Source organism: Rhodococcus sp. MH15 (genome assembly GCF_019266045.1).
Lineage (GTDB): Bacteria > Actinomycetota > Actinomycetes > Mycobacteriales > Mycobacteriaceae > Rhodococcus_F > Rhodococcus_F qingshengii.
Window position 1 is genome coordinate 111,716 of the sequence record NZ_LPNP01000060.1, and the last position, 26,616, is coordinate 138,331.

The window sequence follows — 26,616 nt, forward strand, 5'->3', positions numbered from 1 at the left end:
TGTCCCGCCGCATTGGTACTGCCTGGCTTCCGCGCACATGATGCAGCGCCGAACTGTTGCAGTGACCGAAGGAGCAGTCTAGCCCAGAGCACCAGACCAGACCTGACGGTCCAGAATTTGGCCGGTGACCATCACGATTGCGAGTCGACACAGAGACTCGCACTAAGATCGTCGGCAGTGATTCGGACGGCCATTTCGGGGAAGGGTGGCGAGGTCCCACTACCCGAAAAGAAGTCTGATCGAGCTAGGAGTGGCTTTGACCCCTGTGGTGCTCAAATGTGGCGATTCGCCGGTTCCACTCCCCCTGGGTGAACTCACGTCGTTCACTGTCCCTGAACTTCCGGAGAAGCAAGACTTCGACGAGGCACTGTCCCAACTGCAGGTCGTGGCGGAGCCGCGCTTGATCGTCGTGGGCAACGACGGCGCGTTTGCCGCGGCATTGACGCGGTTGATGCGATTGGAGCGACTCAACGTCGAACTCGCCTACGTCACCGAGAACAGGTCCGACGCAACCGACGCGTACAAACTCGCGACCGGTGCACGAGCTGCGCGCACGGCCTTGAAAGGCACAGTTCACACCGTGCCGCTCATTCGCGACGACGCCGGAATCGCGCTGGTAGGTGCAGCAACTGTCACGGGTCCGGCGGATGCAGACGAACTTATCGGCGAGGCCTACGTCGACGACAACAAGCTGTTCTCCGGCACAGTCCCCGGCATCCGGATAGTGCCGAGCCCCAAGCTCCCCGGGATCAAGGCATCAGTCGACCGCAAGAGCCGCTGGAGCGGGCGACGCTGGCTGGAAGGCCGAGCCATTCAACTGGGCTCGCCGGCAGCGCGACTGGTTCGCGACGGGGTGGCCAACCCACGCGATCTCAAGCGTTCGACCTTCTACCGGCACGACAAGACTTGGTTGTTGGTCAGGTGAGAACCGGAGCAGCACGGTCGGCGGTTCGGCCGAGCCCTGTCTTCCTCGGCGTCGTTGCGATCACTGTCATCGCCGGAATCGTCGCTTGGAACTCGACGTGGGGTTCCATCGCGGGCCGCGCGGGTGTTTTTGTCCTCGTGGTTGCCGGCTGGGTGGTCACGCTCTGCTTGCACGAATTCGCGCATGCCTATCTGGCGTGGCGTCATGGAGACACCGACGTCGGGGCTCGTGGCTACCTGACGCTCAACCCGCTCAAGTACAGCCATCCGATGCTCTCGATCGGTCTGCCGGTGCTGTTCATCGCATTGGGCGGCATCGGGCTTCCCGGCGGCGCCGTGTACCTGCGCACCGGGATGTTCCCGCCCAAGGTGCAGGCCCGAATATCGCTCGCCGGTCCGTTCACGAATGCCGTCGCCGCCGTGATCCTCCTCGTCGTCATACGTACGTACGGCTCATCGGCCGAGCATCTGACGTTCTGGGCCGGCCTCAGTTTCCTGGCTTTCTTGCAGGTCATGGCAACAGTTTTGAACCTGCTCCCAGTCCCGGGTCTGGACGGTTACAACGCGCTGGAGCCCTACCTCGCACCCAATACACGGCACCAACTCGACCAGTTCAAGCCGTACGGACTGCTCCTGCTGGTTGCGCTCCTGTTCGTCCCACAGATCAATGTCGTCTTCTTCGACGCGATCTACTGGATCTTCGAATTGAGCGGTGTGTCCGACTACTACGCCATGCTCGGTAACGCCCTCATGCGTTTTTGGACGTGATCGAGTGCGCTGGAGGAGACTCGTGAGAGTCTGACATTTCAGACATTCATTCTTCTTCAGGGGAGCATCGATGATTGCGACGTCATTTCAGTCCGGCGGAGTGGAGTACACCCTCACGCGGGCCGAGATTCGACACGTGGAGGCACTGATCGACTTGCTCGCCGACGACCCGATCGGCAGCACCCGGGAGACGACCAACCCCGAAGCCCGAACGATCTACGAGGACGCGTTCAAGCGAATCGACGAGGATCCGGCTCAACTTCTCGTCACCGTTCTGGTCGGCGACGCGGTAATCGGCACAATGCAATTGACCTTCATTCCGGGTATGAGCCGGATGGGTGCCACGCGACTGCAGATCGAAGCTGTTCGCGTCCACGAGGACTACCGAAGTAAAGGCATCGGCAGTTCGATGATCCGATGGGCCTGCGAAGAAGGTGCCCGGCGCGGCGCGTTCCTGGCGCAGCTCACCTCGGATCAAACTCGCAAGGAAGCTCACGACTTCTACGAGCGACTCGGATTTGTGGCCTCCCATATCGGGTTCAAGAAGTCACTGAGCTGACGCCCTGCCACAAAACTCCCAAGCGCGGGGACTCCCAAACGCGAGCTCGAGCACCGGGGCGTAGAGGTGCCCCGGTGCTCACGTCTTCAGTTGTCGCGGTTCACGCCGCGGTGGGTGGGCTGTTCCCGCCGATCGGCTGTTGATACGGATCGATCGACATCGGTGGATAGAACACCGATTTCCGATCCGGTCCGATCTCCACCCGCCACTCCGTGTGGTGCAGCGTCCGATGGTGATGACCGCACAACAGAATCAGATTATCGAGATCCGTTGGGCCACCATCGTTCCAGTGAACAATATGATGGGCATCGCACCACCCCGACGTAGTCCCGCACCCCGGAAACGCACACCCACCATCACGAACCGCCAACGCCCGCCTCTGCGGCACCGTCGCCGTTCGCGCTTCCTTACCGCACTCGAGCGGAACACCACTCTCGTCCAACAAGATCCGGGTGACCGTGCAGTCGCACGCCAACATCCGGGCCGTGTCGATACTGATCGGGCCCACCCAATCCGTCCACGCGAACCCCAACTCCTCCGTGGACGGCAGGAGGTCCTTCAACGCCTTGAGGTCCGTCATGTCTTTCGCAGACACAGTCACCGTGACGTGCGGTTTCACCCCGCCCTCGATCGGACCCAACCCCGCCCGCTCATACCGCCGCAACAACTCGCAGAACCCGTCCGCCCGCCGCAGTGCCGGCGTGCGGGTGTCCTTGACCCCGTCCTTCTCCGGCGTCGGCGCAGACAGGCTCGACAGCAACGTGATCAGACGGGCCCCGTTCACAGCATCCAAGTCACCCTTCACAGTGACCCGCCCGTACAAGCCTTTCGACGCGTAGAACTCGTTACGCTCCGAATCCTCGCCGACCGGAACGCCGTCCTCACGCTTGCCGTACTGCTTCTCGATCCGCCGAATCGCCGCCCGCACCGCATCACAATCGGCAATGTTCTGCGACGCCAAACCCAACAGAATCCCGCGAGCCTTGTCCACATCCGCCAGGGTCATGTTCTTGGGTGGATGCTGACAAAACGACGCCACCTGACGGGCTTTCAACGCATCCACGTCACCACGATGAAACGCATCCGCGACAACAGGTTCGAGCATCAACAACCGCGCCAACCCGACCAGCAGACTGCACTCACCGATCTCCAAATTCGTCGAACCGTGCAACCACTGCGCGATCGCCCGAAAACCCTTCCCACCGAGAACGTCCCGGGAAAACATCTCCACGATCAGCAACACCATCCGCGACTGCAACTCGTGCCGGGCGCGCACCAGATCCAGAACCTCACCCTTGAGGTCCTCGCCATCCAGCTGCCACGCATCCCGACTGTCCATGCCCAAAGTTTAATCGAACATACTTTCGATAACCAGAGACAAACCGGACAACTTCAAGAAGACCTACACTCGAGAGCTGTTGAGATGCATCGCTATTCGCGCAACCGCCGACGCGATTCGTTGACAGAGACTCGCAACTCCCCCAAAGGCACTTCACGACCCGACTCACTGCGCACCTCGACGCGAACGCGCTCACCAGTAGCGTCGTCGGCCACCTCCAACGGTCCACCTTTTCCGCCGTGCAGATACTTGTCGCCCCACTGCATCAGCGCGAGAACCGCCGGCAGCAGGTCACGGCCCTTCTCGGTGAGCACATACTCGTGCCGCGTCCGCTTTCCAGGCTCCTTGTACGGCACACGCTCGAACAGTCCCGCCTCAGTGAGTTCTCTCAGCCTCGCCGACGCAACCGCCTCGGTGATGCCGACTCGCGACGCGAAGTCGTCGAAACGCGTTGTGCCGTAATAGGCCTCTCGCAGAATGAGCATCGCGGATCGAGTGCCGACCACTCCCATGGCCCGCCCGATCGAACAGTGCGTGGCCCGCCAGGCGTCGCGATCTTCGAGCACTCCGGTCAGTCGTACAGCGTCCATGCAATTCACCATACCCCCTGGCTTGCCATAACCATAGCCAGAGTCTAGATTGCTGACTATGGAACTTCATAGCCAGCCGGTGCGGATCGGACCCCTGCTCGCGATACTGTCGGGGGCGCCGTTTGTCGCCAGCCTCGATCTTTTTGTGGTCAACGTGGCCTTCGGCGACATCGCCAAGAGCTACCCGGGTCACTCGCTCGGCGAGTTCAGTTGGATCCTCAACAGCTACGCGATCGTCTACGCCGCACTGTTGATACCCCTCGGACGCTGGGCGGACAGGATCGGGCACAAGCGCGCCTTCATCGCCGGCCTCGCACTGTTCACCCTCGCCAGCGCCGCCTGTGCCTTCAGCCCGTCCTTGTGGGCACTGGTGGTCTTCCGTATCGTCCAGGCAGTCGGCGCCGCAGCGCTCACCCCGGCCAGCCTCGGGCTTCTGATCAATGCGCTTCCCGCCGCGAAACGTCAATCCGGCGTTCGCATCTGGGCAGCCGCCGGCGCTGCAGCAGCTGCATTCGGCCCTGTCGTGGGCGGCATCCTCGTAGAGGCCTCGTGGCGCTGGGTCTTCCTGATCAATGTTCCAGTGGGCATCGTGTTGCTCTACTTCGCAGTCCGACTCGTACCGGATACAACACACAAGGATCCCGATGCCGGTATCGACTTCGTCGGCGCTGCCCTCCTCACCGTCGGAATCGGCTCTCTCGCCCTGGCACTCGTCCAGGGTCCGGACTGGGGATGGACCGACAATCGCGTTCTGATCGCCTTCGCCGTGGCTGCCGTGACACTACTCTCGTTCTGGTGGAGCAACTCTCGTCACCGGACTCCGTTGATTGCTCCGGATCTTCTGAAGATCCGCTCGTTTGCCTGGTCCAACGTCACCGCCATCCTGTTCAGCGCAGCATTCGCCGCGGGTCTTCTCTCGAACATCCTGTGGCTCCAGGAAGCCTGGGGATACTCCGCTCTGCGAACCGGTTTCGCCGTCTCACCGGGTCCGCTTCTCGTTCCGCTGTTCGCCATCGCCGGCGGATCGCTGACGCGCAGGTACTCGGCGGGACGCGTCGCCGCACTCGGCAGCCTTCTGTGGGCAGTCGGAACCGTACTCGTTCTCGTCTCGGTTGATACGACGCCCAACTACGCGACCGGACTCCTACCAGGCTGGATCATCGCCGGGATCGGTGTCGGCCTTGCCCTGCCGACCATCCTGTCGCAGGCCACGGCGGATCTGGCACCTGCCAGATCGGCCACCGGTAGCGCAATCGTCAGCATGAGCCGACAGATCGGAACCGTTCTCGGCGTGAGCGTTCTGATCGCGGTTCTCGGCTCTGCTGTCGACTACGACACCTTCCGCCAGGCCTGGTGGGTGATCTTTGGCGTCGCGCTTGTGTCTGCCCTGGCATCACTGGGAATGACGCCTGCGACCACACCCACCCCGGTTGTCCCTGCTGAATCCGCCATCCCTGAAAGGAATTTGTCATGAGAGACGCAGTTATCGTCGAAGCCGTTCGCACTCCGATCGGCAAGGGAAAGGCGAACGGCGCCCTGCACGGCATCAACGCCGTCGACCTCCTCGCCCACAGCCTCAAGGCGGTAGTCGAACGCACTGGAATCGATGCAGCATTGATCGACGACGTCATCGGTGGAGCGGTAAGCCAAGTCGGTGAACAGAGCCAGAATGTCACTCGCACTGCCCTTCTCGCCGCAGGCTACCCTGAGTCGGTACCGGGAACCACCGTCGACCGACAGTGTGGAAGTAGCCAACAAGCAGTTCATTTTGCCGCTCAGGGCGTCATTGCCGGTGCGTACGACATCGTTGTCGCTGCCGGAGTCGAGTCGATGAGCCGAGTCCCTATGGGCTCGAGCAGCATCGGGCGCGAATCACTCGGCGTGGATTTCGAAGAGCGCTATCCGGACGGTCTGGTACCGCAGGGCATCAGCGCCGAATTGATCGCTGCCAAGTGGGGACTGAGCCGCACCCAACTCGACGAGTTCTCGGCGTCGAGCCATCGGAAAGCCGCGCTGGCAACCGAGAGTGGTTACTTCACCAAGGAACTCGCCACGCTCCCGCAGCTGTCGGTCGACGAGGCAATCCGCCCCGGCACCACGGTCGAGACCCTGGCCGGCCTACGGACCGCCTTCGAATCCGACTACTACGCACAGCGATTCCCACAGATCGACTGGTCCATCACCGCGGGCAACAGCAGCCCGCTTTCGGACGGCAGTTCGGCGGTGATGATCACGACCAGTGAGATCGCCGCGAAACTCGGCCTCACCCCGAAGGCACGATTGCACAGCTTCGCAGTTGCCGGCGACGATCCGCTCTACATGCTCACCGCGGTCATCCCGGCTACGCAGAAGGTCCTGGCCCGTGCGGGATTGACGGTCTCGGACATAGATCTGTTCGAGGTCAACGAGGCCTTTGCCCCAGTGGTCCTCTCGTGGGCAGCGGACACCGGCGTCGACCTGTCCAAGGTCAACGTCCACGGCGGCGCCATCGCGCTCGGCCACCCACTGGGCGGCAGCGGAACGCGGATCATGACCACCCTGGTCAACGCGATGGAGCAGCGCGGCGCGCGCTACGGACTCCAGACCATGTGTGAGGCAGGTGGGTTGGCCAACGCGACCATCCTGGAGCGCCTGGGCTGAGCAATCCCCGATGGACGGCATTCCGACATCAGTGACCGAGTGCCGTCCATTCGGGATCCGGCTTGCGCGCAACGACCCGAAACACGATTCCGCCCCGGCCGCTGCGCTGCACCTCGTCGATCAGGAAACCGGCGTTTTCGAGGTATTCAACCGGTTCACGGGTGAGATGATCGGCACCGAACCGAACAAAAAGCGGTTCGACGACCTTCATCAACGTACGAGCAACAACGTTCTTGCTCGGTCCGTGCTCGGCGAGGACGAATCGACCACCGGGTACCAGGACTCGAAATGCTTCGCTCGCAACTCGGTCCGGATCGGGGATCGTGCAAAAGGCGTAGGTCGAGACCAACGTGTCCACGCACTCGTCGGGAACATCGAGTGCTTGCACGTCTCCGAGTCGTAGGTCGACTTCGGTCTTCACTCCTTCGGAGACCTTGAGCCTGGCCTGATCGAGCATCGCAGTCGAGATGTCCACGCCGATGACGTAATCGACGTCGTCTCCGTAGAGAGGCAGGTTCAGTCCGGTACCCACGGCGATCTCGACCACGCGGCCATGCGCCTGGTCCACGGCCCATTTCCGGGCGTCACCGAGCACAAAGCGTTCGAAGCGCCCGATCTGTCGGTCGTAGTGCGCCGCCATTGCGTCGAAAGTCTTGGCGACCTGTGCAGTGTCTGGTTCACGCATAGTGCCCCGTTTCGATCGATCTTCTGTGCAGTCTTACACGCGAGCACCGGGTCGGGAAGACCTTTCGTGACGAAGGGCAACCGACCTCGCGAGGTCGTCCCTGACGGATGCCCCCGGTATCGTTCCAGGTGACCTGACCTCACCTACGACGATCATGGATAGAGACCTCGTGCGATCAAGTAACTGCGTCACCGGTTCGGTCCGGCCACCTTTTTCCACTGATTCCACTGGAGGTCTGTGATGGCCGGCGGACTCTTCGCCCTGCTCGACGACGTCGCAGCCCTGGCTCGCATGGCTGCCGCCTCGATCGACGACGTTGCCGCCGCAACCGGTAAGGCGACCGCCAAAGCGGCCGGCGTGGTGATCGACGACGCAGCCGTCACGCCGCAGTACGTCCGTGGGCTCGCAGCCGAACGCGAGTTGCCCATCATCAAGCGCATCGCCATCGGATCGCTGCGCAACAAGCTGCTGATCATCCTTCCGATCGCTCTGCTGCTGAGTCAGTTCCTCCCCTGGCTGCTGACGCCACTGTTGATGGTCGGCGGCTGTTACCTCAGCTACGAAGCGGTTCACAAGATCTGGGGTGCAATCTTCGGCCACGGTGACCACCACGAGGCCGCTGACGAGCATCCTCGCGACGAAGAAGCAGTGGTTTCGGGCGCCGTCCGCACCGACCTGATCCTGTCCGCCGAGATCATGGTGATCGCACTCAACACCATCGCAGGCGAAGGCTTCTGGAGCCGATTGGTGATCCTTGCCGTCGTGGCGGTCGTCATCACCGTGGTCGTCTACGGCGTCGTCGGACTGATCGTGAAGATGGACGACATCGGATTGAAGATCGCCGAGACGTCGTCTGGCTTCACCCACAAGGTCGGCCGAGGCCTCGTTCGCGGCATGCCTCACGTGATGTCAGTGCTCTCGGTCGTGGGTACCGCCGCGATGCTGTGGGTCGGTGGCCACATCCTGTTGGTCGGCATCGACGAACTGGGCTTCCACCCGCTCTACGACGCCGTTCATCACGGCGAAGAAGCAGTCAGTGACATCGCCGGAGTCGGTGGCGTGCTGGCGTGGATCGTCAACACACTTGCCTCGGCAGCACTGGGCCTGGTGGTTGGCGCCGTTATCGTCGCCGCTCAACTGGGTATCACCCGCATGCTCGCAAAGCGTTCTGCGACGGCTTAGCTGTCGTGCCCGTGGCGGAGCACCATCTGCTCCGCCACGGTGCGTATCCCTTCACGCAAAGACGAGGGTTCGAGCACCTCGACGTCGGCTCCCAGCCCGATCAGCTGCGAGAGCGCGACAGCTTCGCTCTCGAGTTTCAGCTCGGCACTGACCCATCCGTCGTTGTCCTCTGGCCCCACTTCGACTGCAGCGGCAAGCTCGCCCACCACATCGGGGAGCCGGCGCCTGCCCTCTGGTGTCAATCGCACGCGACACTCGAAGCGAAGCAGCGACCGGTCGAACTCGGCCATCGACGCCGCCCACCACGACGGCAGGTCGAAATCCACCGGCCGAGTGAACGAATCATCTTCTACCACGGCATTTTTGATGCGGCCGACTCGAAACGACAGCGTTCGACCGTTCATCCCCGCCACCAGATACCAAACACCGGCTTTGATGACCAGACCCAGCGGTTCGACCGTCCGCTCGCGATCGCGATAGACGAAGCGCAGTCGACGCGAGTCCAGCACAGCGGATGTGACGATCGGAAGCGCAGAGATGTCGTCGACGCCGCCGAACCAACCCGGAACGTCCACGAGAATGCGGTCCTGCCACAGTCGTGCACTCTCGCGCAGGGGACCGGGCAGGGAGCGGAGCAGTTTGGCCCCCGCCGAACCGACGGCGTCGGATCGCCCGAGATCTGCAGCGATGGACGGCACACCCAACAGCATGAGTGCGGACGTCTCGTCGTCCGTCATGCCGGACAACTTGGACTGCCATCCGTCGAGCAGACGGATGCCACCACCAGGGCCGCTCTCGGTCCAGATCGGCACACCGGCAGCCGACAACGAGGCCACGTCGCGGTAGATCGTCCGCACTGACACACCGAACTCGTCGGCCAACTGCTCGGCGACGACGCCGCGACTCCCCTGCAAACGCAGCATGAGTTGGAGTAACCGCGCGGATCTCATGGACCGAACATTACCGAGAATCACTGACAGAAGTTGTCAGGAATAGGGGTGCACAATGACCGTCATGGTCACCTGGAAGCAGTTCTCCGAAGAAGTACCCGCTCTTGCCGACGCGGTCCAAGCACGATTCAAAGCCCACAAGCATCACGTCCTCGCAACGCTGCGCAAGGACGGTTCACCACGGGTCAGCGGCACCGAAGTCGAAATCCTCGACGGGCGTCTGGTGCTCGGTTCGATGTTCGGCGCACTCAAGGCGAAGGACCTCATCCGTGACGGGCGCTACGCCCTCCACAGCAATCCCGGTGAGCACACCATGGAGGGCGGTGACGCGAAGATCGCCGGAATCGCACGCGAGGTGACCGGCGACGAGTTCGAAGCCGTGCTCGCAAGCTACACCTACGAGGTTCCGAAGCCTCTGCACCTCTTTGTCCTCGACATCGATGAGGTGGTGCACACGACTGTCGACGACGAACACATGTATGTCGACCTCTGGAAGCCGGGCAAAGATATCACCCGCTTCACCAAGTGACGTTCTTCTCGCAGTGCTCTCCGTTGGCACACGATTCCACCTGGACGGTGGCGTGAGAAAGACCGTGACTCTCGAGGACGGTGCGCGCGGATTCCAGAACGTTCGACGAATTCGCGTCACTGGTCAGGTGGACCGTCGCGACATCCATGCCGGTGGTGAGCGTCCAGACGTGTAGGTCGTGAACACCCATCACGCTCGGCAGCGCCGCCAGGTCGGCCTCGACTGCTTCGACGTCGACGTCGGCCGGCGACGCCTGCGTCAGAATGCGCAGCGATGCTGCGGCCAGTTTGATCGCGCGCGGCACCACCCAGAGCGAGATGAGAACACCGACGACGACGTCTGCCCACGTCCAGTTGAACAGCAGGACAAGGCCACCGGCGATCAGAACGCCGACGCTACCGACGGCGTCGGCAAGCACTTCGAGGTAGGCGCCACGCACGGCCAGGCTGTCCTTGGAATCGCCGCGCAGCATCAGCATCACGACGATGTTCGCGGCCAGGCCGGCGGCCGCCGTGATGATCAGGGCGCCGCCCGGGATCTCGGGTTCGTTACCGATGCGGCCGATTGCCTCGTAGAAGACCCAGGCGGCGACGGCCAGCAGCATCACCGCATTGGCCATGGCGGTCAGCACTTCGGCGCGGTGCCAACCGAAGGTCCTGGCCGCGGTGGTGCTGCCCCTCTTCGCGAGCAGCAGCGCCGTCAGTCCCATGGCCATACCCACCACGTCTGTGAGCATGTGACCGGCGTCGGCAAGCAGAGCCAACGAGTTGATCAGGATGCCGACCGTGGCCTCGAGCACGAGGAACGCAACGAGGATCGCAAGCGCGATCGCCATTTTTCTGATGCGTTGCGGTGACGGTCCTACGCCGACCGAATCTGCTGCCGAGTGGCCATGTGAATGACCGTGCCCTGCTCCCATTTGTCCTGTTCCCTCCCAAGTCCTTCTCAGAGCATATGCATACATTCGCATACATACAACGAGTTGCTCAGTGAGCGGGAAACGGCAGAGGTCAGTGATCCGGCTCGTAGGCGGGATGAGGCACGGTGGGCGGCAGAGTGGCGATCGACGAGATTCGCTTCATGCCCGCGACCTGCAACAGGTCGACGACCAGCGATCGAATCTGGGCGAACACCACCGTCGAGGACAAGCCCGCGTTCTCCACTATCGCCGGTTTCAGTTCCTTCGCGACCGAGCGCAGGACGCGCGCTGCTTCGGCCTGATCAGGCTGCTCCCCCGGCTCCGCCAGGATCATGTCCTTGAGAACTTCGACGGCTTTCGACAAGCGCTCGACCTGAGCCACCAGACGCGGATCGAGGATCTCGTCGTCCCTGACCAACGTCAACGAACGACGCGCGAGCACTCGAATGTTGCGCATCGCGTTGTCGATGGGATCGGCTGTCGCCATGAGCCTTTCGAGGCGAGGCCGACTGTTCCAGTACAGCGGGGAGATTCGGCTGATCTCGCGACCGCCGAGAAGGTTACTGCGCAACCCGTCGATGGCACCCTGAGTTGCGCGCGCCTTCTGCAGTGCCTTGACGATCGGGTCCGGGTCATTCGCGACGAGGCCGTCTGCCACCAATTGCAGTACCTCGGAAGCTGTTCCGAGGATCGATGCAGCATCCTTGCGCGCGCGTCGTACCGGGTGGGTGGGGATGATCGCGACCACCGCGATACCCACCAGACCACCGACAAGGGCATCGATCATGCGATCGGGACCGCCGCTGCCGCCCGGCGGGATCAGCGTCGCCACCAGCACAGCCGAGTTTCCCGCCTGCATGGAGAAGATCGGCCCGCTGTTGAGAAGCACCGCGACGGACATCGCCAGCACGACAACCAAACTGATCTGCCACGGTCCGCTCCCGATACCGGAGATGATCAGATCACCGATTCCGATACCGACCGTGACTCCCGCAACCAACTCGAACGAGCGTCGTAGTCGTGCACCCAACGACAGACCGAGCGAGACCACAGCGGCAATCGGCGCGAAGAACGGCGCGTGGTGCCCGATCACCGTGGTGGCAACCCACCACGCCAATCCGGCCGCCAAGGCACATTGAATGATCGGTAGCGCCGACGTCTGAAGCCGACGCACCGATTTGCGAGCCCGGTCCTTGATGCCGGCCCGGCTCGGACGGAAACTGCTAACCGAGGCCAAGCGCTTCGGCGGCGTTGGGATCGCAGTCTTCGAGCAGATCGAGGCAACGCGCGTACTCGTCGGCTTCACCGATCGTCTTCGCGGCCTTGGCCAGGACTGCGACGCAACGCAGGAAACCACGGTTCGGTTCATGGCTGTAGGGCACGGGACCGAAACCCTTCCAACCGTTGCGACGCAGTTGGTCGAGTCCGCGGTGGTATCCGGTACGCGCGTAGGCGTAGGCCGTGATGGTTTCGCCCTTGTCCAGGGCAGCCTCGGCCAGGTAGGCCCACGCAATGGAGGCAGTGGGGTGGTCGGCCGCTACCTGGGCCGGTTCAGCGTGGTTGAGCAGTGCCGATTCCGCGTCGTCGTCGCCGGGAAGCAGAGTGGGCTTGGGTCCGAGCAGGTCACCGAATTGGGTCATGCGCTCATTGTGCCCGCTACGCCTTTCTGCCACAGGACCGCCTCGCCGACGGTCGGAGTTATGCAGGCTACATACCGGTCGTTACCCTGACATGGTCATTGCTGCATAAGACCGAAGGGTTACCCGTGCCGGACTCGAAAGACGACAACTCGAAAAAGAGCGCAGCACCGAAGGGTGCGCCCGAGAAGTCGGCCCCGACCGAACCTGCGACTGTGGCGATCCAGAAGACAGACAAGGCCTCGAAAGCGGACGGCGACGCCAAAACTGCCAGCGCACCAACCGTCGCGATCCCCAAGGCAACTCAGGCAACCACAGCAGCACCGACACCCCGGCCCAAGCCGGAGCCTGCCACCGTCGCGATTCCGAAAGCCACGCAGCCGACACCACCACCCCGGCAGGCTCCGACCCCACCACCACCGCAGCGCGCCGCGCCTCAACCACCGCAGCGCGCCGCGCCTCAACGTGTGGGTGTCGCAGCGACCCCACCGCCGGCTCAGCCGATGCCGACTCGCATCGAGCCCGCCGCGCCGGAGAAGACCAAGCGCAGCGGCAAGGGCTGGTACATCGCGGCAGCAGCGGCCGGCGTCGCCGTCCTCGCGGCGATCGGCGTCGCCGTATTCGTCTCGTCCAACAGCGGTAGCGGTGAAAGCTCACCCGAAGCTCAGGTCCAGACCGCCATCTCGACGTATGTCGACGCTCTGCAGACCGGCGATCTGGCAACGCTGCGAACGTCGACCTGTGGGGCGTTGGGCGAGTACTACCGCACCATTCCCGACGCAGCGTTCGCTCAGGTCCACGACAATGCCGTCGCTCAGAAGACGATCCCGCAGGTCGGAGCCGTCGACGCGGTGCGCATCACCGACGACACCGCGATCGCTCAGGTCCAGGCGAGTTTGCCGAGCACGGGCGAGCAGTCGTGGCGCACGTTCGACCTCGAGCGCCAGGACGGCACGTGGAAGGTCTGCGATCCCAGCAAGTAGGTACCTGAACAGAAAATGCGCGCCGGCGAGAATTTCGCCGGCGCGCATTTTGTTCTGTGAAGCGCAGTTGTGAAACCGATCAGCCTGCCGACACCGAGCGTCCGGCCGACTTCAGGTCGTTGCACGCCTCGACGACGCGAGCCGTCATGCCGGCTTCGGCCTTCTTGAGGTAGCTGCGCGGGTCGTATGCCTTCTTGTTTCCGACCTCGCCGTCGACCTTGAGGACGCCGTCGTAGTTGGTGAAGAAGTGTCCGGCGATCGGACGGGAGAACGCGTACTGGGTGTCGGTGTCGACGTTCATCTTGACGACGCCGAAGTTCAGCGAGTCCTCGATCTCCGACTTCAACGATCCCGATCCACCGTGGAAGACGAAGTCGAAGGGCTGCGAACCGGAAGCCAGGCCGAGCTTGGCGGCGGCGACCTTCTGGCCCTCTTCGAGAACCTCGGGCTTGAGCTTGACGTTGCCCGGCTTGTAGACGCCGTGGACGTTGCCGAAGGTGGCGGCAAGGAGGTACTTGCCCTGTTCGCCGATGCCCAGAGCATCGACCGTCTTCTCGAAGTCTTCGCTCGAGGTGTAGAGCTTGTCGTTGATCTCGGCTTCGACGCCGTCTTCTTCGCCGCCGACGACACCGATCTCGACCTCGAGGATGATGCGTGCAGCCTTCGAGAGGGCGAGCAGTTCCTTGGCGATGGCCAGGTTCTCGTCGATCGGGATAGCCGAGCCGTCCCACATGTGCGACTGGAACAGCGGGTTGCGACCGGCGTCGACGCGCTCCTGCGAGATCGCGAGCAGCGGACGCACGTAGGTGTCCAGCTTGTCCTTCGGGCAGTGATCGGTGTGCAGCGCGATGGTGACGTCGTACTTTGCCGCGATCACGTGTGCGAACTCGGCGAGCGCAACAGCGCCGGTGACCATGTCCTTGACGCCCAAACCGGAACCGAACTCGGCGCCGCCCGTCGAGAACTGGATGATGCCGTCACTGCCGGCGTCCGCGAAGCCCTTGATGGCTGCGTTGATGGATTCGGAGCCGACACAGTTGATGGCGGGGAAGGCAAAGGAATGCTCCTTGGCCCGACCAAGCATCTCGGCATAGACCTCGGGAGTTGCGATAGGCACGGCGGGAGTCCTCCATATACGTGTCGTTCGGAGCGCTCGGCGATGTGAAAGCGCTTCGTGTGGTCCTAGCAGTATGGCAAGTCCGACTCGTCACGTCTCTTTGCGGTCTCGGCCCGCCGCCACCGACGCGATGACCTGCGGTGGTGGGAAACACTCAGATTCGGCCGGTACTCTGGCCACCGTGAATGTGCAGGCAGCAACTGAATCCGTGACGAACCTGGCCTTGCTGCCCGGCTTCCTCGATCCCGTGAACCTCTTGAATTCCTTCGGAACGTGGGTTCTGGTGGGATTGCTTCTGGTGGTCTTCATCGAATCAGGCCTGCTGTTTCCGCTCTTGCCCGGCGATTCGCTCCTCTTCACCGCAGGGCTGATCGCGGCGTCCAAGTCCACCGAGATCGAACCGTTCGCGCCGCTGTGGGTGCTCCTGGTGACCATTCCGATCGCCGCGATTCTGGGTGACCAAGTCGGGTTCTACATCGGCGCCAAGGGCGGAACTGCCCTGTTCAAGACGGACGACGCGCGGTTCTTCAAGAAGAAGTACATCGACGAGTCACACGCCTTCTTCGAAAAGCACGGCCCGATCACCATTATCCTGGCTCGGTTCGTGCCGATCGTGCGTACTTTTGCTCCGGTTGTCGCCGGCGCTTCGAAGATGAAGTACTCACTGTTCCTGACGTACAACATCGTCGGCGGCATCCTGTGGGGTGCCGGCGTGACTTTGCTCGGCTACCTCCTGGGGCAGATCGAATTCATCCGCGACAATGTCGACTACATCTTCATCTTGATCGTCCTGGTGTCGGTTCTGCCGATCGTCTTCGAAATCGGGAAACGAATTCTGGCGTCGAGACGTGGTGAAACGGCGAATACTTCCACTACGGACAATTCGACGGTGACAGTCCCCGAAGACCCCACCCCCTGATTGCAGAACGAGGCGAAGAACTGACGACGATGACGCTCGCATCCGGCAGTTTCTCCCCGCTCGAGACTGCCGGGCCTCTGTTGGTCTGGATCATCGTCGTCACGTTCGTCTTCATCGAGTGCGCGATCATCCTCGGGTTGTTTCTCCCCGGTGATTCGCTTCTGATCACAGCCGGAATCGTTCTTGCCGGCCACGAATCCGGCGCGGGCCACGTGTGGGCGTTGTCTGTCGGTGCGATGATCGCGGCCATTGCCGGCAACCAGGTCGGGTACGTCATCGGCCACCGGACCGGCAATCACATCAAAGCCCGTAAGGGCGGCAAGTACTTCACCGAGAAGAACCTGCACCGCGTGAACATCCTGTTGGAAAAACACGGGTTCTGGGCGGTCCTGATTGCTCGCTGGGTTCCGTGGGTGCGCACCCTGTGCCCGATGGTCGCGGGCGCAGCCAAGATGAACCACACGCGCTACACCATCGCGAGCACCATCGGCGCGATCATCTGGGCGCCCGTGCTCCTGCTACTCGGTTTCTACGGTGGCTCGTTCCTCGATCGCGTGCCGTGGTTGCTGCCCGCCGTGCTGATCGTGATGATGGTCAGCTTGGTCATCGGTACTGCGCTGGGAATCTGGCAGTACCGCAAGGAGATGGCCCGACCGGCCGAAGACGTCGAGGTCGAAGAAGTCCTCGACTAGAAGCTGACTGCTCAGTGCAGGTGGCTCTGGTCCCACGCCGGCAGCGGGTCTTCGTAGCGAGTCCATGCCCGCGGTCCTTCACGTAGTTCGTCATCGGTCAGCAGAGCCGGATCGAGGATTCGTGACGGCTCCGCCGGGTCCAGTTTCACTCCGATGAACACGATCTCCTGCCCTGGCACCTCCGCCGCCGACGCCCACAGTTGAGCCGGTTCGATGACGAGGTTGGGGCCTGCCTGCGACCAGATCGCGGCGAACTCGGGCCGACTGGCGATCCAGCAGAATCCCTTGCTCCGCAGGAGTCCGGCGAACTGACCGAGCGCGGCCTCGAGTCGCGCCGGATGAAAGGGTCGCGAGGCGCGGTATGTGACGCTGCGTATTCCGTATTCCTCGGTTTCCGGGGTGTGCCCACCGGCCAGTTCCTCGTCCCAACCGGGTACCTGCGCAGCAAGTTCCGGGTTGTAGAGACCGGTTTCGAGGACACGGTCGAGGGTGACGTTGCCGTGATCTGTTCGAATCAGTTGAGCGGTGGGGTTGAGCCTACGAAGCGTCGCCTCGACGGTTCCTGCCGCCCGCGGGCTCACCAGGTCGGTTTTGTTCAGCAAGATGACGTCGGCGAACTCCACCTGATCGACCAGGAGATCGGAGATGCTGCGTCCGTCCCCCTCCCCGGCTTCGAGGTTGCGCTCGTCCAGTCGTTCGCCTTTTGCCAGCTCGCCGAGGAAGGTCGACGCGTCCACCACGGTCACCATGGTGTCGAGCTTCGCGAGCGAGCCGAGGCTGAAACCGTCCTCGAATTCCCAGTCGAAGGTGGCCGCCACCGGCATCGGTTCGGAGATGCCGGTGGACTCGATCACCAACTGATCGAATCGCCCCTCTCGGGCCAGGGCGCCGACGGCGTCGATCAGATCCTCACGCAGCGTGCAGCAGATGCATCCGTTGGTCAGCTCGACCAACTTCTCTTCCGTGCGGTCGAGATGACCCTGGCCCGCGACGAGGGCCGCGTCGATGTTGATCTCGCTCATGTCGTTGACGATGACGGCGACCCTACGGCCATCGCGATTGGCGAGAATGTGGTTGAGGAGTGTGGTCTTGCCTGCGCCCAGAAATCCGGACAGCACGGTTACCGGTAGCTGCTTCATTCCTTAATGGTAACCATTGTCATTATCGACAACAGCAGGCGGGCCTACTGCGCTGCAGAGGCACTACCCGAGAACTGGCTCTCGGGCCTCGGCAAACCGAAATGATCACGAAGGGTCGTACCCGTGTATTCAGTCCGGAAAAGACCGCGATCCTGCAGGATCGGGACCACACGCTCGGTGAAGATCTCGAGCCCACCCGGGTAGTACGGCGGCATGACGTTGAAGCCGTCAGCAGCACCGCTGGTGAACCATTCCTCGATCGTGTCAGCCACCTGCTCGGCGGTTCCGGCAAACACCCGGTGTCCGCGCGCACCCGCCAAACGATGAAGCAGTCCCCGAACCGTCGGACGCTCACGCTCGACGATGCCGGCGATCACCTGCAATCTACTTTGCTTGTTGTCGGTGACATCACCTGCCGCCGCGAACAATTCGACGGGAACCGGTGCATCCAGTTCCAGATTCCGAACATCGGTCCCGGTGAGTGCACCGAGTTGCGCGAGCCCGTACTCCGGCGAGGTCAACTCGTTGAATTCTCGCTCGAGCGCCTTGGCTTGTTCCTCGGTGTCACCGATGAACGGGCTGATTCCCGGCAGAATCTTGACATGATCGGGGTTGCGCCCGAACTGCGCAGCCCTCGACTTGATGTCGGTGTAGAACGCCTGCGCATCGGAAAGTCTCTGGTGCGCTGTGAAAATCGCCTCCGCATACTGACCGGCAAACGCGCGACCGTCGTTGGACGCACCGGCCTGCACCAGCACCGGGTATCCCTGCGGCGTTCGCGGTGCGTTGAACGGTCCCCGCACCCGAAGATGCCGCCCGACGTAGTTGATCTCGTGAATCTTGTTTCTGTCCGCGTAGATTCCGTTCTCCCGGTCCAGACTGATCGCGTCGTCCTCCCAGCTGTCCCACAACCGCACCACCGCGTCGACGAATTCCCTTGCACGCGAATACCGGTCCCCGTGATCCGGGTGCTTGGCCAGCCCGAAGTTGGCTGCCGCCAGATCCGTACCCGTGGTGACGATGTTCCACCCCGCGCGTCCGTTCGAGATGTGGTCGAGCGAGGCGAACAGCCGAGCCAGGTTGTACGGCTCGTAGTACGTGGTCGACGCCGTCGCGATCAATCCGATTCGCTCGGTCACCACTGCAATGGCCGTCAACAAGGTGATCGGCTCCAATGTCCCTGCGGGACCGTGCTCGACGTCGCTGCGCAACGCGGGACCGTCGGCGAAGAAGATTCCGTCGAACTTCGCCGCCTCAGCAGTGCGAGCGATCTCCTGGAAATACGTGACGTCGAACAGACGTTCCGGGGTTGTCCACGGATGACGCCACGCCGCTTCGTGATGACCGGCGGGGTGGATGAACGCGTTGAGGCTCAGTTGGCGCGGAGAATCAGACATGCCTGAATGCTGGCAACTGCCGCCGCAGTCCGACAGGGTTAGGGTTCGCGTGATTCCAACTCAGGGTGGGCAGGTCGGTATCGTCACATGGGTGAGCCGCGTAGTTGTAGCCGAGTTCGTACCGTCCGGAGCGACAGCAACTGTTCTTCATCAGTGGTGTGAGGTGTTCGCCGAAGGCCAGCGTCACCTGTCCGGGACTGCGCCGACAGCGACTGCGCTGATGGAAATGATCGAGGCCGAGGACAATTCGGCCGATGTACGGCGTTGGATTGCACGCGACGCCGGCACCGACGAGGTCCTCGGCATCGCCCAGGCACGACGCAACTCGGCCGAAGCCGATCTCGCAGAGTTTCGGATGTACGTGACACCCCACGCGCAGCGACGAGGGGTAGGACGAGCGCTTGCCGAACTCGTCGAAGTCGACATCGCCGGGTTCGGCGTGCGAAGAATCAGAGTGACGGCGCTCGTCGGAAGCGCAGCCGAGCATTTCCTGCGATCGTTCGACGGTCACCGCGTGTTGCTTCGGTTGGCCAACCAGGTTCAGCACCTCAGCCCTCCCACCGCACACAGCACCCGCCCCGGCTATCGAATCGTCAGTTGGCGCAACCGAACCCCGGACGAGCTGATCCACTCCTTCTCGGAGGCATTGAACCGACTCCTCGACGCGCCGGGCGCTGAACTGCAGGTGCCCGAACGTAATTGGGGAGCCGACGAGGTCAGATCGTGGGAACAGAAGATGACGGGTGGCTCTCAAGTACTCCTGGTGTGCTGCGCGGTCGACGACAGCGTCGGCGAAGTAGCCGCAGCGACAGTGGTGACGGTGGACGAACATGACAGCACCCACGCATCGCAGCACGACACCGTGGTACTTCCCCAGCACCGCGGACACGGTCTCGCTCAGTGGGTCAAGGAGCAACAAGCGTCTGTGTTGGCAGCTGAATTTCCCTCCGTGCGAAAGATTTACACAACGGTGAACGCGGAGAATCACCCGATGCTGACCGTCAATCGGAGCCTGGGATACCAGACCGTCGCGGAGCGGATCCTGGTGGAAATCAGGAGAGCCGAGAGTGCGCAGCACAAGCCTCGGTGACGATCTTCCTCCACAGGAGCGGGTGAGACTGCCAGAAGTTGTGCGCGACACCGTCGACGACCTCGAAACTACCGTTAGGCACGAGCTCGGCCAGTTGCTGCAACGGCCACGACGGGCGAATGTCGTCGGCCGCCGCGAGAAATGTCATGGGCACTGGTGAGTCGGCCAACTGCCGAAACAGCTGTGGTTCATGGATCCATTCGATGAACGATTCTTGAAGCGATTGCCAGACAACAGGTTCCCAAGGTATCTGCGGGTCCGGCTCGATTCCCGCTTCGTACTGCTTCGACCATGTCCGGTCCTTGTGGAGGCCGTGCCCCGCGATGCCGACGACGCCGGACACCGATTCCGGACAGTCGAGTGCGTACCGCACCGCCAAGTCGGATCCCCACGAGTGCCCCAGCACGACCCAGCTGTCGATCTCGAACGTGCGTCGGACGAGTTCGAGGTCCGCAACGGCCTGCGCCATCGTATGAGCGCCGCCACCGGACCGGCCGACTCCGCGTGGCTCAGGGCACCACGCGCGCATTCCTTCCGGAACCAGCTCGTCGTGAGCAAGATAGTGAACGCATCCCGGGCCGCCGGAGAGAACCAGAACGTCCGCCCCTGCCCCACCGACATCGATGTGAAGACGTACGCCGTCCGTGTCGACCACGTGCCGGGATTCCATGAGGGAAAAGCCTAACGCTTACGCGGGTATCCAGCCGCCGAGACGACAAATGCCGCCTCCATGAGCATCCACCCACCTACCTGCACCGAGAGGTCTCGCTCGGGCACGCTCGACGAGCGCACCGTTCCGGCGGCGAAGGTGGCGATGTCGCCGGACAGACTCGGCAACTGAGCATCCTTGGTCCAGTCGTGCCCGAACAGCGGCAGACCTTCGATCTGCAGTCTGTTGTTCCAGGCCGCTTCCGCGGAGGACAGAACGATCTGCGCTGCGAGTTCGCGCGCTCGCAGGTCCTCGTGAGTCTCCCAGGACAGGTTCACCACCACGAACGCGAGGTAGCGAGCCAGGATTGCGTTGAACAGTCCGCCGTCGCCTCCGCCACCGCCCGTGATGACTCCGTACTCGGTCATGCCGTCGTACACGGCGTCGACGAGTTTGTGGACTCGCTCGCGGTGACGCGGCTCGCCCAATCGCGTCGACAACTCGGTTTCCAACCCCAGCGTGACGCCCTGACAGTACGAATAGATCGCGCGCTCGAGGGTGCCGTCGCGGCGGATACCGTCGAAGATCAGTCCGGAGTCCGGATCCCGCAGTGTCTCGTCGATCCAGTCGGCCGTTGCCTGCGCACGCCAGAGTTTTCCGGTGCGCGCCAGCATGATTCCGGCGGGTCCGTTTGCCGGTGTGTTGTAGAAATCGGAGCCTTTGCACCACGGAATACCGCCGCCGTCGGCCGGGGACCACGAATCGAAGAGTTGCGATTCGAGCGCCTGAACCGCGGTTCGGTGATCGACCGAGAACATGCGTTGCGCACGTTCGAGCGAGAGGCCCAGCCACGCCATGTCGTCGTAGTAGTTGTTGGTCCACGCCGAGACGTTGCGGACCCGCACACTGCGGGCAACCTTCGCGACCCGGCGACGACGCTTGGGGGTCGGGTCACGTTCGAGTGCGTCGATCGCAGTATCGAGCAGGTGCGCTTGCCACCAGTAGTGCCACGGCTTGAACATCCGCTCGCGTCGAACAGCAGGCCAGGCAACCACGCCGAGTGCTGTCCGGGGCATTCCCCACAGGCGCCGAAGGTGACGACTGACTATCGCGCCCTCAGCCGCATCGGCCCGCTCTGCCCACACTTCCTGCATAACTACCTATCCTGTCTGGTCGAGGCGCTACACGCTAGCCGGAATTCGCGAGCGAGATCAGCGGGAATCGGCGAGATCGGCATGCTCACGTACCCACGCGTGCATCGCGATGCCGGCCGCGACACCGGCGTTGATGCTGCGAGTCGAACCGAATTGTGCGATCGAGACCGTCATGGACGCAACCTCTTTCGCATGATCGGTCACTCCGGGGCCTTCTTGACCGAACAGCAGGATGCACTCCCGCGGCAGGCTTGCCGTTTCCAGCGGCACCGACCCCGGGGTGTTGTCGACGGCCACGATCGTGAGTGAATTCTCACGGGCGTACTCGACGAGTTCGCCGATGTCTGCATGGTGAACGATGTGTTGGTATCGATCGGTCACCATGGCGCCCCGCCGATTCCAGCGCCGACGCCCCACGATGTGGACCGCGGCCGCGGCAAACGCGTTGGCCGTGCGGACCACCGTGCCGATGTTGGCGTCGTGCGCGAAGTTCTCGATGGCGACATGCATCGTGTGACGGCGCGAGTCGATATCCGCGACTATCGCTTCCCGCGTCCAGTACCGATACTCGTCCAAGACGTTTCGACGATCACCCTCGGCCAGAAGTACCGGGTCGTAGCGCGCGTCGGTCGGCGGTTCCGTGTCGTGCTCCTCGGCCCAGGGTCCGACGCCGTTGGGATTCTCGCCCCACTCGGTGGGTCCCGGTTCACCGGCTCCGCCGGACACGTCGTCGGCTGCGACTTCGGACATCAGAACACCTCGTTGGAATCTGCAGCCACGGTGAAGCCGTGCGTGGTCTGATCGTTGACACACGAGACGTCTGTCGCGGTGGTCGTACAGGTGAAACCCAGTTTGCTCAGCGGTTGACCGGCCGCCAACACCGGATCGGCGTCGGGGCCGCCAGAGGTGTACACCTCTCCGCCCGAACACATGAAAGCACCCTCACCCTCGTCGGTGACGCGAATACCGTTGCCCCAGTTGACCATGCAGCTCTCCGGCCGCGGCGGAACGGGAGTGGTCGTTCCCTCGCACCCGGCTTCGATTCTGGTGGGCAACTTGATGATGCCGCACTGGAAGTTTCCGTCTGGAGTGGTGAAGTAGTACGACTCGTTGCGCTCGAACTGCACGTCCGTGAGTGTCGTCGTCGGTGGCAGCGTCGTGGTCGGTGGTTCGGTGGTCGTGGGGACGACGGGCGCGACGGTGGTGGTCGTCGTCGGCACTGCGGTAGTGGTGGACGAACTGGGCTGCGCCGCTACGGTCGGCGCTGAATCCGCCTCCCCGCTGCACCCTGCGAGCACGAGCGCCGACCCGACGCCCAACAAGACGAACCCCACCCGAACACGAACCACCCGACTACCTCCACACACGTCATCTTGGCCCAGCAACAGCCGACAGTGCACTCTATCGTGTGGTCGACTAAGTGCTGGTGACGCGCTTGTTCATCAGCCGTGAGAGCCACGCGGGCGAGAACCGCGACGCGCTGAGGAAGAGCTTCGCCTGAGTTCCGACCGGGTAGTGAACCTTGTGCATCCGTCCGGCGCCGCGTGTGGCCGCCCACAGTTCCTGCGCGACGTCGGTTGCAGTCAGCTTGATACCCAACGATCTGGTGGCTCCGGTGTCCATTCCAGTGACCATCGCGGTCTGGACGAACAACGGCCAGAGCGCGAGAACACGGATGTCGTGCTGTGCCCATTCCAGATCGAGCGCCTCGGTCAGGCCGCGGATCGCGAATTTGGTTGCACCGTACGTCGCCAGTTCGGGCTGGCCGTAGATCGCCGAAGCGGAGCACAGATTGACCACCTGGGCGCCGACGGTATCGCGGAGGTAAGGGAAAGCCGTGTGCGTGCCGTTGAGGGTGCCGGTGATGTTGATGTCGACCATTCGGCGATGCGCCGCAAGAGAAATATCCTCGAACCGTCCCGACGAGAGCACGCCCGCATTGTTGATCAGGATGTCCAGACGCCCGGACTCCCCGGCAAAATCGGCCAGACGCTGCGCCCATCCCGCCGGATCGGTGACATCCAGGACACCCGTCACGACACTGCCGCCGAAACCGTCGATCTCGGCCTTCAGGGAGGCAAGGCCGGCGTCGTCGATGTCGAACGCGCCGACGCGGTATCCGTTGCGCGCGAACAACAGCGACGTCTCCCGCCCGATTCCAGCCGCAGCACCGGTGATGAAGACGTTCGGTTCGCTCATCCGGTCAGGCTATCCTGGATGTGGAGGAAATCTGATGAATCACCGTCGCGTCGTACACACCGTGTGTTTCATCGCGGTGGGGTATCTGATCGTGCTCGCCGTGTGGCTCGGATGGCTGGTCGAGCACACTCCGCCTGGCACGCTGCCCTATCAGATCGGCGGGCTGCTCGCCGCTTTCGGCTCGGTTCTCGGATTCGGAATGGCATGGGCCAACCGCCCGACCCGCGCCGAGCGCAAACTCGAAAAGCACGGCCTCGAAGGGTGGGCACGAATCGACACCGTCACACCCCTGCGCCGAACCGTCGACGGCGAATTGGCCAAGCTCGCACTCCACCTCACGGTTCCAGGTTCCGATTCGTACTCGGGCCGGATCGAGTACGAGATCCGACCCGAGTACAAAGACAAGATCACTCCCGGATCCACGGTCACCGTCATGGTGGACCCGAAGAACCGAGACCGAATCATGCTGTGCCCGTGAAAGACTAGACGCTCTTCTTGCGCCCCAGCGCCAACATGCCCTCCACCAGCATCAGCTGCGCTCCCGCGTACGACGCCAGGATCACACCCTCGGCAGCAGCGCGGCCGGCGGTCCCGCGGATGAACAGACGACGCACCACGATCAGTCCGTCGGATGCGGTGAAGAGCACTCCGCCCAATCCGAGCCAGGAGCGTCGATCCTTGTTCGGGACGACCACGTCGAGCACGGCCTTGGACTGCGGTGCCAGAGCGGGGTCCGCCGACAACGTCGAGGTGGTTCCCAACATCAATCCGTATCCGGTGAGCGGCGTCGACACGCTCGGGGCCTTGGCACGGAGCAGTCCGGACGCCGTCGACCAACCGCTGATGCGGGGCCGCAGGGCAGCGCGGGTCGGCCGAGCGCCGCGGCGCAGCAGGAGCGCCGAGTAACTGGCCTGCATCACCGCGAACGAGGACGCGCCCTTGATCAGACGAGCATCGTTGTCCGGGTCGATCATGAACACGTCGCCGACAGTTGCAGCGGCGAGACCGGCCAGAAGCAGTGCGGTATCGGCAGTTTCCGTCTCCGAGCGCTTGCGCAGCACTCGGGCGGCCAGAGCGGGTGCGATCAACGGCTTCGCGATCTGCTGAACCCGCTCGTTACCGACTACTGCCCCGACCACTGTCGCTGCCGTCGCCGCCGCAAAAACTGCGTGCTCGATGCCCCACTTGCCCGCCATCACAATCCTCCTGTTGGTTACACGTCCAACAGCGACCGTACTGGGTCACTCAGGCGGCATCGCCGGATTTGACGTCCGCGCCGTAGACATCGACGTATTCCTGCCCCGACTGGTCACAGAGCACTGCCATCAATTCGTCCGTCGCCGCACGCACGACGGCCTGGTAGCCACGAAGTTCGCGGTACCGAGAGAAGTCGATCGGCTCCCCTACCGTGATCCGGACCTTGCTGAAGCGCCACATCCGCGTACCCGGCGGGTTGACTGCGTCGCCGCCGTGTACGACGACGGGAATGACCGGCGCCCCGGTTTCCAATGCAACTCGAATCGCTCCGGTCTTTCCCTTGTACAGGCAACCGTCGGGTGATCGTGTTCCCTCGGGGTAGATCCCCCAGACACCACCCTTGTCGAGAATCCCGATGGCCGTGTCCAACGCCGCACGGGAGGCGTCGGCGCCGCTACGGTCGATCGGCACCTGACCGGCCCCACCGAAGAACCAGCGCTGCATCGCGCCCTTCACACCGGTCCCGGTGAAATATTCACTCTTCGCGACGAAGGTGATGCGTCGGCGCACCATGAGAACCAGGAAGAACGAGTCGACGACTGCCCGATGGTTGCCGGCGAGAATCACCGGCCCTTTCTTGGGGATGTGGTGCTGACCCTCGATCGTCGGCCGCCCGAACAGCCAGAGGACCGGGCCGATCAGGACGTATTTGAACAGCCAATAGAGCACAGGGCATCACCTTTTCCGTCTAGTAGACAGTGTCTACGACGAGAATAGTAGACACTGTCTTCCATGACTGTCAGCAGCCTTCGCGAAACACTCGTCGCCACCGGCGTCGAGATTCTCGATGCCGACGGCGCCACAGAACTGACGCTACGGGAGATAGCGCGTCGGGCGGGCGTGTCGCACGGCGCCCCGCGGAGATACTTTCCGACCCACAACAGCCTGCTAGCCGCAATTGCCTCACACGGCCTGTGCGATCTCGCCGACAGACTCGATCCCGTCCTCGCCGGCAAACAACCCGCTCGTAGCCGATTGATCTCGGCAGCAATCGAATACGTGTCATTCGCCCAGGAGCGACCGGCGATGTTCGAGTTGATGTTTCGCCACGACCTCCTCGAGGGCGCAGGCAGCAACCTCCGAGAGTCTTCACTCCCGCTCTTCGCCGCCCTGCAATCCCTGACCGAAGAGGCCGACGCCTCCGATCCCACCACATCTGCGTTGAACATCTGGACCGGAACCCACGGCATCGCAGTGCTGGCGGCAAATCGAAGCCTCACACTCGTCGCACCCGACCTCGATGTGCCGTCGCTGGTAGCCACCGCCGTGACGGACCACCTTCCACGGACTCGTTGATT

30 protein-coding genes are annotated in these 26,616 nt (G+C 62.9%); 13 read left to right on the top strand and 17 right to left on the bottom strand.

The window, feature by feature from the left end; all coding sequences use genetic code 11:
* Nucleotides 1-250: 250 nt before the first annotated feature.
* The 3 genes from ATN37_RS07180 (at nt 251) to ATN37_RS07190 (ending at nt 2,251) form a co-directional block, all read left to right on the top strand.
* On the top strand, nt 251-925 hold the full coding sequence (locus ATN37_RS07180) for a hypothetical protein (RefSeq protein ID WP_082654884.1): 675 nt from the start codon (nt 251-253) through the stop codon (nt 923-925).
* Nucleotides 922-1,692, top strand: coding sequence for a site-2 protease family protein (locus ATN37_RS07185; RefSeq protein WP_058227533.1), 771 nt, complete (start codon nt 922-924; stop codon nt 1,690-1,692). Before ATN37_RS07180 ends, ATN37_RS07185 begins: the two co-directional genes overlap by 4 nt.
* A 70-nt stretch (nt 1,693-1,762) precedes the next feature.
* Nucleotides 1,763-2,251 carry a GNAT family N-acetyltransferase gene (locus ATN37_RS07190; protein WP_020968817.1) on the top strand — a complete coding sequence of 163 codons (489 nt, stop codon included), beginning with the start codon at nt 1,763-1,765 and terminating at the stop codon, nt 2,249-2,251.
* A 100-nt stretch (nt 2,252-2,351) separates the two neighbouring features.
* Here the strand turns inward: ATN37_RS07190 and ATN37_RS07195 are convergent, their stop codons facing one another.
* The gene (locus tag ATN37_RS07195) at nt 2,352-3,590 is read right to left on the bottom strand and encodes an HNH endonuclease signature motif containing protein (protein WP_058227534.1); all 1,239 of its coding nucleotides are present in this window, start codon (nt 3,588-3,590) and stop codon (nt 2,352-2,354) included.
* 92 nt (nt 3,591-3,682) lie between these two features.
* Nucleotides 3,683-4,180, bottom strand: coding sequence for a helix-turn-helix domain-containing protein (locus ATN37_RS07200; RefSeq protein WP_058227535.1), 498 nt, complete (start codon nt 4,178-4,180; stop codon nt 3,683-3,685).
* A gap of 58 nt (nt 4,181-4,238) precedes the next feature.
* On the opposite strand from ATN37_RS07200, the gene ATN37_RS07205 reads away from it, so the two are divergent.
* Both ATN37_RS07205 and ATN37_RS07210 read left to right on the top strand, forming a co-directional pair.
* Complete coding sequence (locus tag ATN37_RS07205; RefSeq protein WP_054187141.1) at nt 4,239-5,654, top strand: MFS transporter; 1,416 nt, start codon at nt 4,239-4,241, stop codon at nt 5,652-5,654.
* The gene (locus ATN37_RS07210) at nt 5,651-6,820 is read left to right on the top strand and encodes a thiolase family protein (RefSeq protein WP_218694953.1); all 1,170 of its coding nucleotides are present in this window, start codon (nt 5,651-5,653) and stop codon (nt 6,818-6,820) included. The genes ATN37_RS07205 and ATN37_RS07210 overlap by 4 nt, the downstream gene beginning before the upstream one ends.
* 28 nt (nt 6,821-6,848) lie before the next feature.
* Here the strand turns inward: ATN37_RS07210 and ATN37_RS07215 are convergent, their stop codons facing one another.
* A complete protein-coding gene (locus ATN37_RS07215) occupies nt 6,849-7,505 on the bottom strand; it encodes a class I SAM-dependent methyltransferase (protein WP_007726788.1) in 657 nt (218 codons plus the stop codon).
* A 240-nt stretch (nt 7,506-7,745) separates the two neighbouring features.
* Here ATN37_RS07215 and ATN37_RS07220 point away from each other — a divergent pair, with 240 nt between their 5' ends.
* Entirely contained in the window at nt 7,746-8,687 is a 942-nt protein-coding gene (locus ATN37_RS07220) for a DUF808 domain-containing protein (RefSeq protein ID WP_007726787.1), read from the top strand.
* Here ATN37_RS07220 and ATN37_RS07225 read toward each other — a convergent pair.
* On the bottom strand, nt 8,684-9,637 hold the full coding sequence (locus tag ATN37_RS07225; protein WP_116057079.1) for a YafY family protein: 954 nt from the start codon (nt 9,635-9,637) through the stop codon (nt 8,684-8,686). The two genes, ATN37_RS07220 and ATN37_RS07225, sit on opposite strands and share 4 nt — an antisense overlap.
* A 64-nt stretch (nt 9,638-9,701) precedes the next feature.
* On the opposite strand from ATN37_RS07225, the gene ATN37_RS07230 reads away from it, so the two are divergent.
* Nucleotides 9,702-10,166 carry a pyridoxamine 5'-phosphate oxidase family protein gene (locus ATN37_RS07230; RefSeq protein WP_039972744.1) on the top strand — a complete coding sequence of 155 codons (465 nt, stop codon included), beginning with the start codon at nt 9,702-9,704 and terminating at the stop codon, nt 10,164-10,166.
* Here the strand turns inward: ATN37_RS07230 and ATN37_RS07235 are convergent.
* The 3 genes from ATN37_RS07235 to ATN37_RS07245 all read right to left on the bottom strand — a co-directional run bounded on the left by ATN37_RS07235 (nt 10,156) and on the right by ATN37_RS07245 (nt 12,725).
* Nucleotides 10,156-11,085, bottom strand: coding sequence for a cation diffusion facilitator family transporter (locus ATN37_RS07235; RefSeq protein WP_007726784.1), 930 nt, complete (start codon nt 11,083-11,085; stop codon nt 10,156-10,158). The genes ATN37_RS07230 and ATN37_RS07235 overlap by 11 nt on opposite strands.
* Nucleotides 11,086-11,176: 91 nt before the next feature.
* Entirely contained in the window at nt 11,177-12,322 is a 1,146-nt protein-coding gene (locus ATN37_RS07240; protein ID WP_019749453.1) for an aromatic acid exporter family protein, read from the bottom strand.
* Entirely contained in the window at nt 12,309-12,725 is a 417-nt protein-coding gene (locus ATN37_RS07245) for a DUF3151 domain-containing protein (RefSeq protein ID WP_007726781.1), read from the bottom strand. Before ATN37_RS07245 ends, ATN37_RS07240 begins: the two co-directional genes overlap by 14 nt.
* A 125-nt stretch (nt 12,726-12,850) precedes the next feature.
* Here ATN37_RS07245 and ATN37_RS07250 point away from each other — a divergent pair, with 125 nt between their 5' ends.
* Nucleotides 12,851-13,705, top strand: coding sequence for a nuclear transport factor 2 family protein (locus ATN37_RS07250; protein WP_064074652.1), 855 nt, complete (start codon nt 12,851-12,853; stop codon nt 13,703-13,705).
* 79 nt (nt 13,706-13,784) lie between these two features.
* Here ATN37_RS07250 and fbaA read toward each other — a convergent pair whose 3' ends face one another.
* Nucleotides 13,785-14,822 carry a class II fructose-bisphosphate aldolase gene (gene fbaA, locus ATN37_RS07255; RefSeq protein ID WP_007726777.1) on the bottom strand — a complete coding sequence of 346 codons (1,038 nt, stop codon included), beginning with the start codon at nt 14,820-14,822 and terminating at the stop codon, nt 13,785-13,787.
* Nucleotides 14,823-15,003: 181 nt separating this feature from the next.
* On the opposite strand from fbaA, the gene ATN37_RS07260 reads away from it, so the two are divergent.
* Together ATN37_RS07260 and ATN37_RS07265 are read left to right on the top strand one after the other, a co-directional pair.
* Nucleotides 15,004-15,741: a VTT domain-containing protein gene (locus ATN37_RS07260; RefSeq protein WP_003944390.1), complete on the top strand. Its 738-nt coding sequence runs from the start codon at nt 15,004-15,006 to the stop codon at nt 15,739-15,741.
* 29 nt (nt 15,742-15,770) lie between these two features.
* Nucleotides 15,771-16,433: a DedA family protein gene (locus tag ATN37_RS07265; RefSeq protein ID WP_003944306.1), complete on the top strand. Its 663-nt coding sequence runs from the start codon at nt 15,771-15,773 to the stop codon at nt 16,431-16,433.
* 11 nt (nt 16,434-16,444) lie between these two features.
* Here the strand turns inward: ATN37_RS07265 and ATN37_RS07270 are convergent, their stop codons facing one another.
* Together ATN37_RS07270 and ATN37_RS07275 are read right to left on the bottom strand one after the other, a co-directional pair.
* A complete protein-coding gene (locus ATN37_RS07270) occupies nt 16,445-17,572 on the bottom strand; it encodes a GTP-binding protein (RefSeq protein WP_064074651.1) in 1,128 nt (375 codons plus the stop codon).
* Between the two features lie 44 nt (nt 17,573-17,616).
* The gene (locus ATN37_RS07275; RefSeq protein WP_064074650.1) at nt 17,617-18,969 is read right to left on the bottom strand and encodes an LLM class flavin-dependent oxidoreductase; all 1,353 of its coding nucleotides are present in this window, start codon (nt 18,967-18,969) and stop codon (nt 17,617-17,619) included.
* Between the two features lie 91 nt (nt 18,970-19,060).
* Here ATN37_RS07275 and ATN37_RS07280 point away from each other — a divergent pair, with 91 nt between their 5' ends.
* Nucleotides 19,061-20,059, top strand: a complete 999-nt coding sequence (locus tag ATN37_RS07280; RefSeq protein WP_231915013.1) for a GNAT family N-acetyltransferase — start codon at nt 19,061-19,063, stop codon at nt 20,057-20,059.
* On the opposite strand, the gene ATN37_RS07285 is transcribed toward ATN37_RS07280, so the two are convergent.
* The 5 genes from ATN37_RS07285 to ATN37_RS07305 all read right to left on the bottom strand — a co-directional run bounded on the left by ATN37_RS07285 (nt 20,022) and on the right by ATN37_RS07305 (nt 24,061).
* The gene (locus ATN37_RS07285; protein WP_081557523.1) at nt 20,022-20,729 is read right to left on the bottom strand and encodes an alpha/beta fold hydrolase; all 708 of its coding nucleotides are present in this window, start codon (nt 20,727-20,729) and stop codon (nt 20,022-20,024) included. The genes ATN37_RS07280 and ATN37_RS07285 overlap by 38 nt on opposite strands.
* 11 nt (nt 20,730-20,740) lie before the next feature.
* Nucleotides 20,741-21,862 carry a glycoside hydrolase family 76 protein gene (locus tag ATN37_RS07290; RefSeq protein WP_003944321.1) on the bottom strand — a complete coding sequence of 374 codons (1,122 nt, stop codon included), beginning with the start codon at nt 21,860-21,862 and terminating at the stop codon, nt 20,741-20,743.
* Between the two features lie 57 nt (nt 21,863-21,919).
* The gene (locus tag ATN37_RS07295) at nt 21,920-22,612 is read right to left on the bottom strand and encodes a TrmH family RNA methyltransferase (protein ID WP_218694954.1); all 693 of its coding nucleotides are present in this window, start codon (nt 22,610-22,612) and stop codon (nt 21,920-21,922) included.
* A complete protein-coding gene (locus ATN37_RS07300) occupies nt 22,612-23,211 on the bottom strand; it encodes a DUF6636 domain-containing protein (protein ID WP_003944380.1) in 600 nt (199 codons plus the stop codon). The genes ATN37_RS07295 and ATN37_RS07300 overlap by 1 nt, the downstream gene beginning before the upstream one ends.
* 67 nt (nt 23,212-23,278) lie before the next feature.
* The gene (locus tag ATN37_RS07305; protein ID WP_063314839.1) at nt 23,279-24,061 is read right to left on the bottom strand and encodes an SDR family oxidoreductase; all 783 of its coding nucleotides are present in this window, start codon (nt 24,059-24,061) and stop codon (nt 23,279-23,281) included.
* 34 nt (nt 24,062-24,095) lie between these two features.
* Here ATN37_RS07305 and ATN37_RS07310 point away from each other — a divergent pair, with 34 nt between their 5' ends.
* Nucleotides 24,096-24,539 carry a hypothetical protein gene (locus ATN37_RS07310; protein ID WP_007726759.1) on the top strand — a complete coding sequence of 148 codons (444 nt, stop codon included), beginning with the start codon at nt 24,096-24,098 and terminating at the stop codon, nt 24,537-24,539.
* Between the two features lie 4 nt (nt 24,540-24,543).
* Here the strand turns inward: ATN37_RS07310 and ATN37_RS07315 are convergent, their stop codons facing one another.
* Nucleotides 24,544-25,257 (bottom strand): lysoplasmalogenase, encoded by a 714-nt coding sequence (locus ATN37_RS07315; protein ID WP_007726757.1) that lies wholly within the window; start codon nt 25,255-25,257, stop codon nt 24,544-24,546.
* Between the two features lie 49 nt (nt 25,258-25,306).
* Nucleotides 25,307-25,987: a 1-acyl-sn-glycerol-3-phosphate acyltransferase gene (locus ATN37_RS07320; protein WP_003944312.1), complete on the bottom strand. Its 681-nt coding sequence runs from the start codon at nt 25,985-25,987 to the stop codon at nt 25,307-25,309.
* Between the two features lie 63 nt (nt 25,988-26,050).
* Between ATN37_RS07320 and ATN37_RS07325 the strand changes: the two genes are divergently transcribed.
* Nucleotides 26,051-26,614, top strand: coding sequence for a TetR/AcrR family transcriptional regulator (locus ATN37_RS07325; protein ID WP_218694955.1), 564 nt, complete (start codon nt 26,051-26,053; stop codon nt 26,612-26,614).
* The last annotated feature ends 2 nt before the right edge of the window (nt 26,615-26,616 follow it).

What these genes read in the sequence shown, in the direction of transcription:
- ATN37_RS07190 (WP_020968817.1), top strand. Translation starts at nt 1,763, where the DNA reads ATGATTGCGACGTCATTTCAGTCCGGCGGAGTGGAGTACACCCTCACG.
- ATN37_RS07195 (WP_058227534.1), bottom strand. Translation starts at nt 3,590, where the DNA reads ATGGACAGTCGGGATGCGTGGCAGCTGGATGGCGAGGACCTCAAGGGT.
- ATN37_RS07200 (WP_058227535.1), bottom strand. Translation starts at nt 4,180, where the DNA reads ATGGACGCTGTACGACTGACCGGAGTGCTCGAAGATCGCGACGCCTGG.
- ATN37_RS07205 (WP_054187141.1), top strand. Translation starts at nt 4,239, where the DNA reads ATGGAACTTCATAGCCAGCCGGTGCGGATCGGACCCCTGCTCGCGATA.
- ATN37_RS07210 (WP_218694953.1), top strand. Translation starts at nt 5,651, where the DNA reads ATGAGAGACGCAGTTATCGTCGAAGCCGTTCGCACTCCGATCGGCAAG.
- ATN37_RS07215 (WP_007726788.1), bottom strand. Translation starts at nt 7,505, where the DNA reads ATGCGTGAACCAGACACTGCACAGGTCGCCAAGACTTTCGACGCAATG.
- ATN37_RS07220 (WP_007726787.1), top strand. Translation starts at nt 7,746, where the DNA reads ATGGCCGGCGGACTCTTCGCCCTGCTCGACGACGTCGCAGCCCTGGCT.
- ATN37_RS07225 (WP_116057079.1), bottom strand. Translation starts at nt 9,637, where the DNA reads ATGAGATCCGCGCGGTTACTCCAACTCATGCTGCGTTTGCAGGGGAGT.
- ATN37_RS07230 (WP_039972744.1), top strand. Translation starts at nt 9,702, where the DNA reads ATGGTCACCTGGAAGCAGTTCTCCGAAGAAGTACCCGCTCTTGCCGAC.
- ATN37_RS07235 (WP_007726784.1), bottom strand. Translation starts at nt 11,085, where the DNA reads ATGGGAGCAGGGCACGGTCATTCACATGGCCACTCGGCAGCAGATTCG.
- ATN37_RS07245 (WP_007726781.1), bottom strand. Translation starts at nt 12,725, where the DNA reads ATGACCCAATTCGGTGACCTGCTCGGACCCAAGCCCACTCTGCTTCCC.
- ATN37_RS07265 (WP_003944306.1), top strand. Translation starts at nt 15,771, where the DNA reads ATGACGCTCGCATCCGGCAGTTTCTCCCCGCTCGAGACTGCCGGGCCT.
- ATN37_RS07270 (WP_064074651.1), bottom strand. Translation starts at nt 17,572, where the DNA reads ATGAAGCAGCTACCGGTAACCGTGCTGTCCGGATTTCTGGGCGCAGGC.
- ATN37_RS07275 (WP_064074650.1), bottom strand. Translation starts at nt 18,969, where the DNA reads ATGTCTGATTCTCCGCGCCAACTGAGCCTCAACGCGTTCATCCACCCC.
- ATN37_RS07285 (WP_081557523.1), bottom strand. Translation starts at nt 20,729, where the DNA reads ATGGAATCCCGGCACGTGGTCGACACGGACGGCGTACGTCTTCACATC.
- ATN37_RS07290 (WP_003944321.1), bottom strand. Translation starts at nt 21,862, where the DNA reads ATGCAGGAAGTGTGGGCAGAGCGGGCCGATGCGGCTGAGGGCGCGATA.
- ATN37_RS07295 (WP_218694954.1), bottom strand. Translation starts at nt 22,612, where the DNA reads ATGTCCGAAGTCGCAGCCGACGACGTGTCCGGCGGAGCCGGTGAACCG.
- ATN37_RS07305 (WP_063314839.1), bottom strand. Translation starts at nt 24,061, where the DNA reads ATGAGCGAACCGAACGTCTTCATCACCGGTGCTGCGGCTGGAATCGGG.
- ATN37_RS07310 (WP_007726759.1), top strand. Translation starts at nt 24,096, where the DNA reads ATGAATCACCGTCGCGTCGTACACACCGTGTGTTTCATCGCGGTGGGG.
- ATN37_RS07315 (WP_007726757.1), bottom strand. Translation starts at nt 25,257, where the DNA reads ATGGCGGGCAAGTGGGGCATCGAGCACGCAGTTTTTGCGGCGGCGACG.
- ATN37_RS07325 (WP_218694955.1), top strand. Translation starts at nt 26,051, where the DNA reads ATGACTGTCAGCAGCCTTCGCGAAACACTCGTCGCCACCGGCGTCGAG.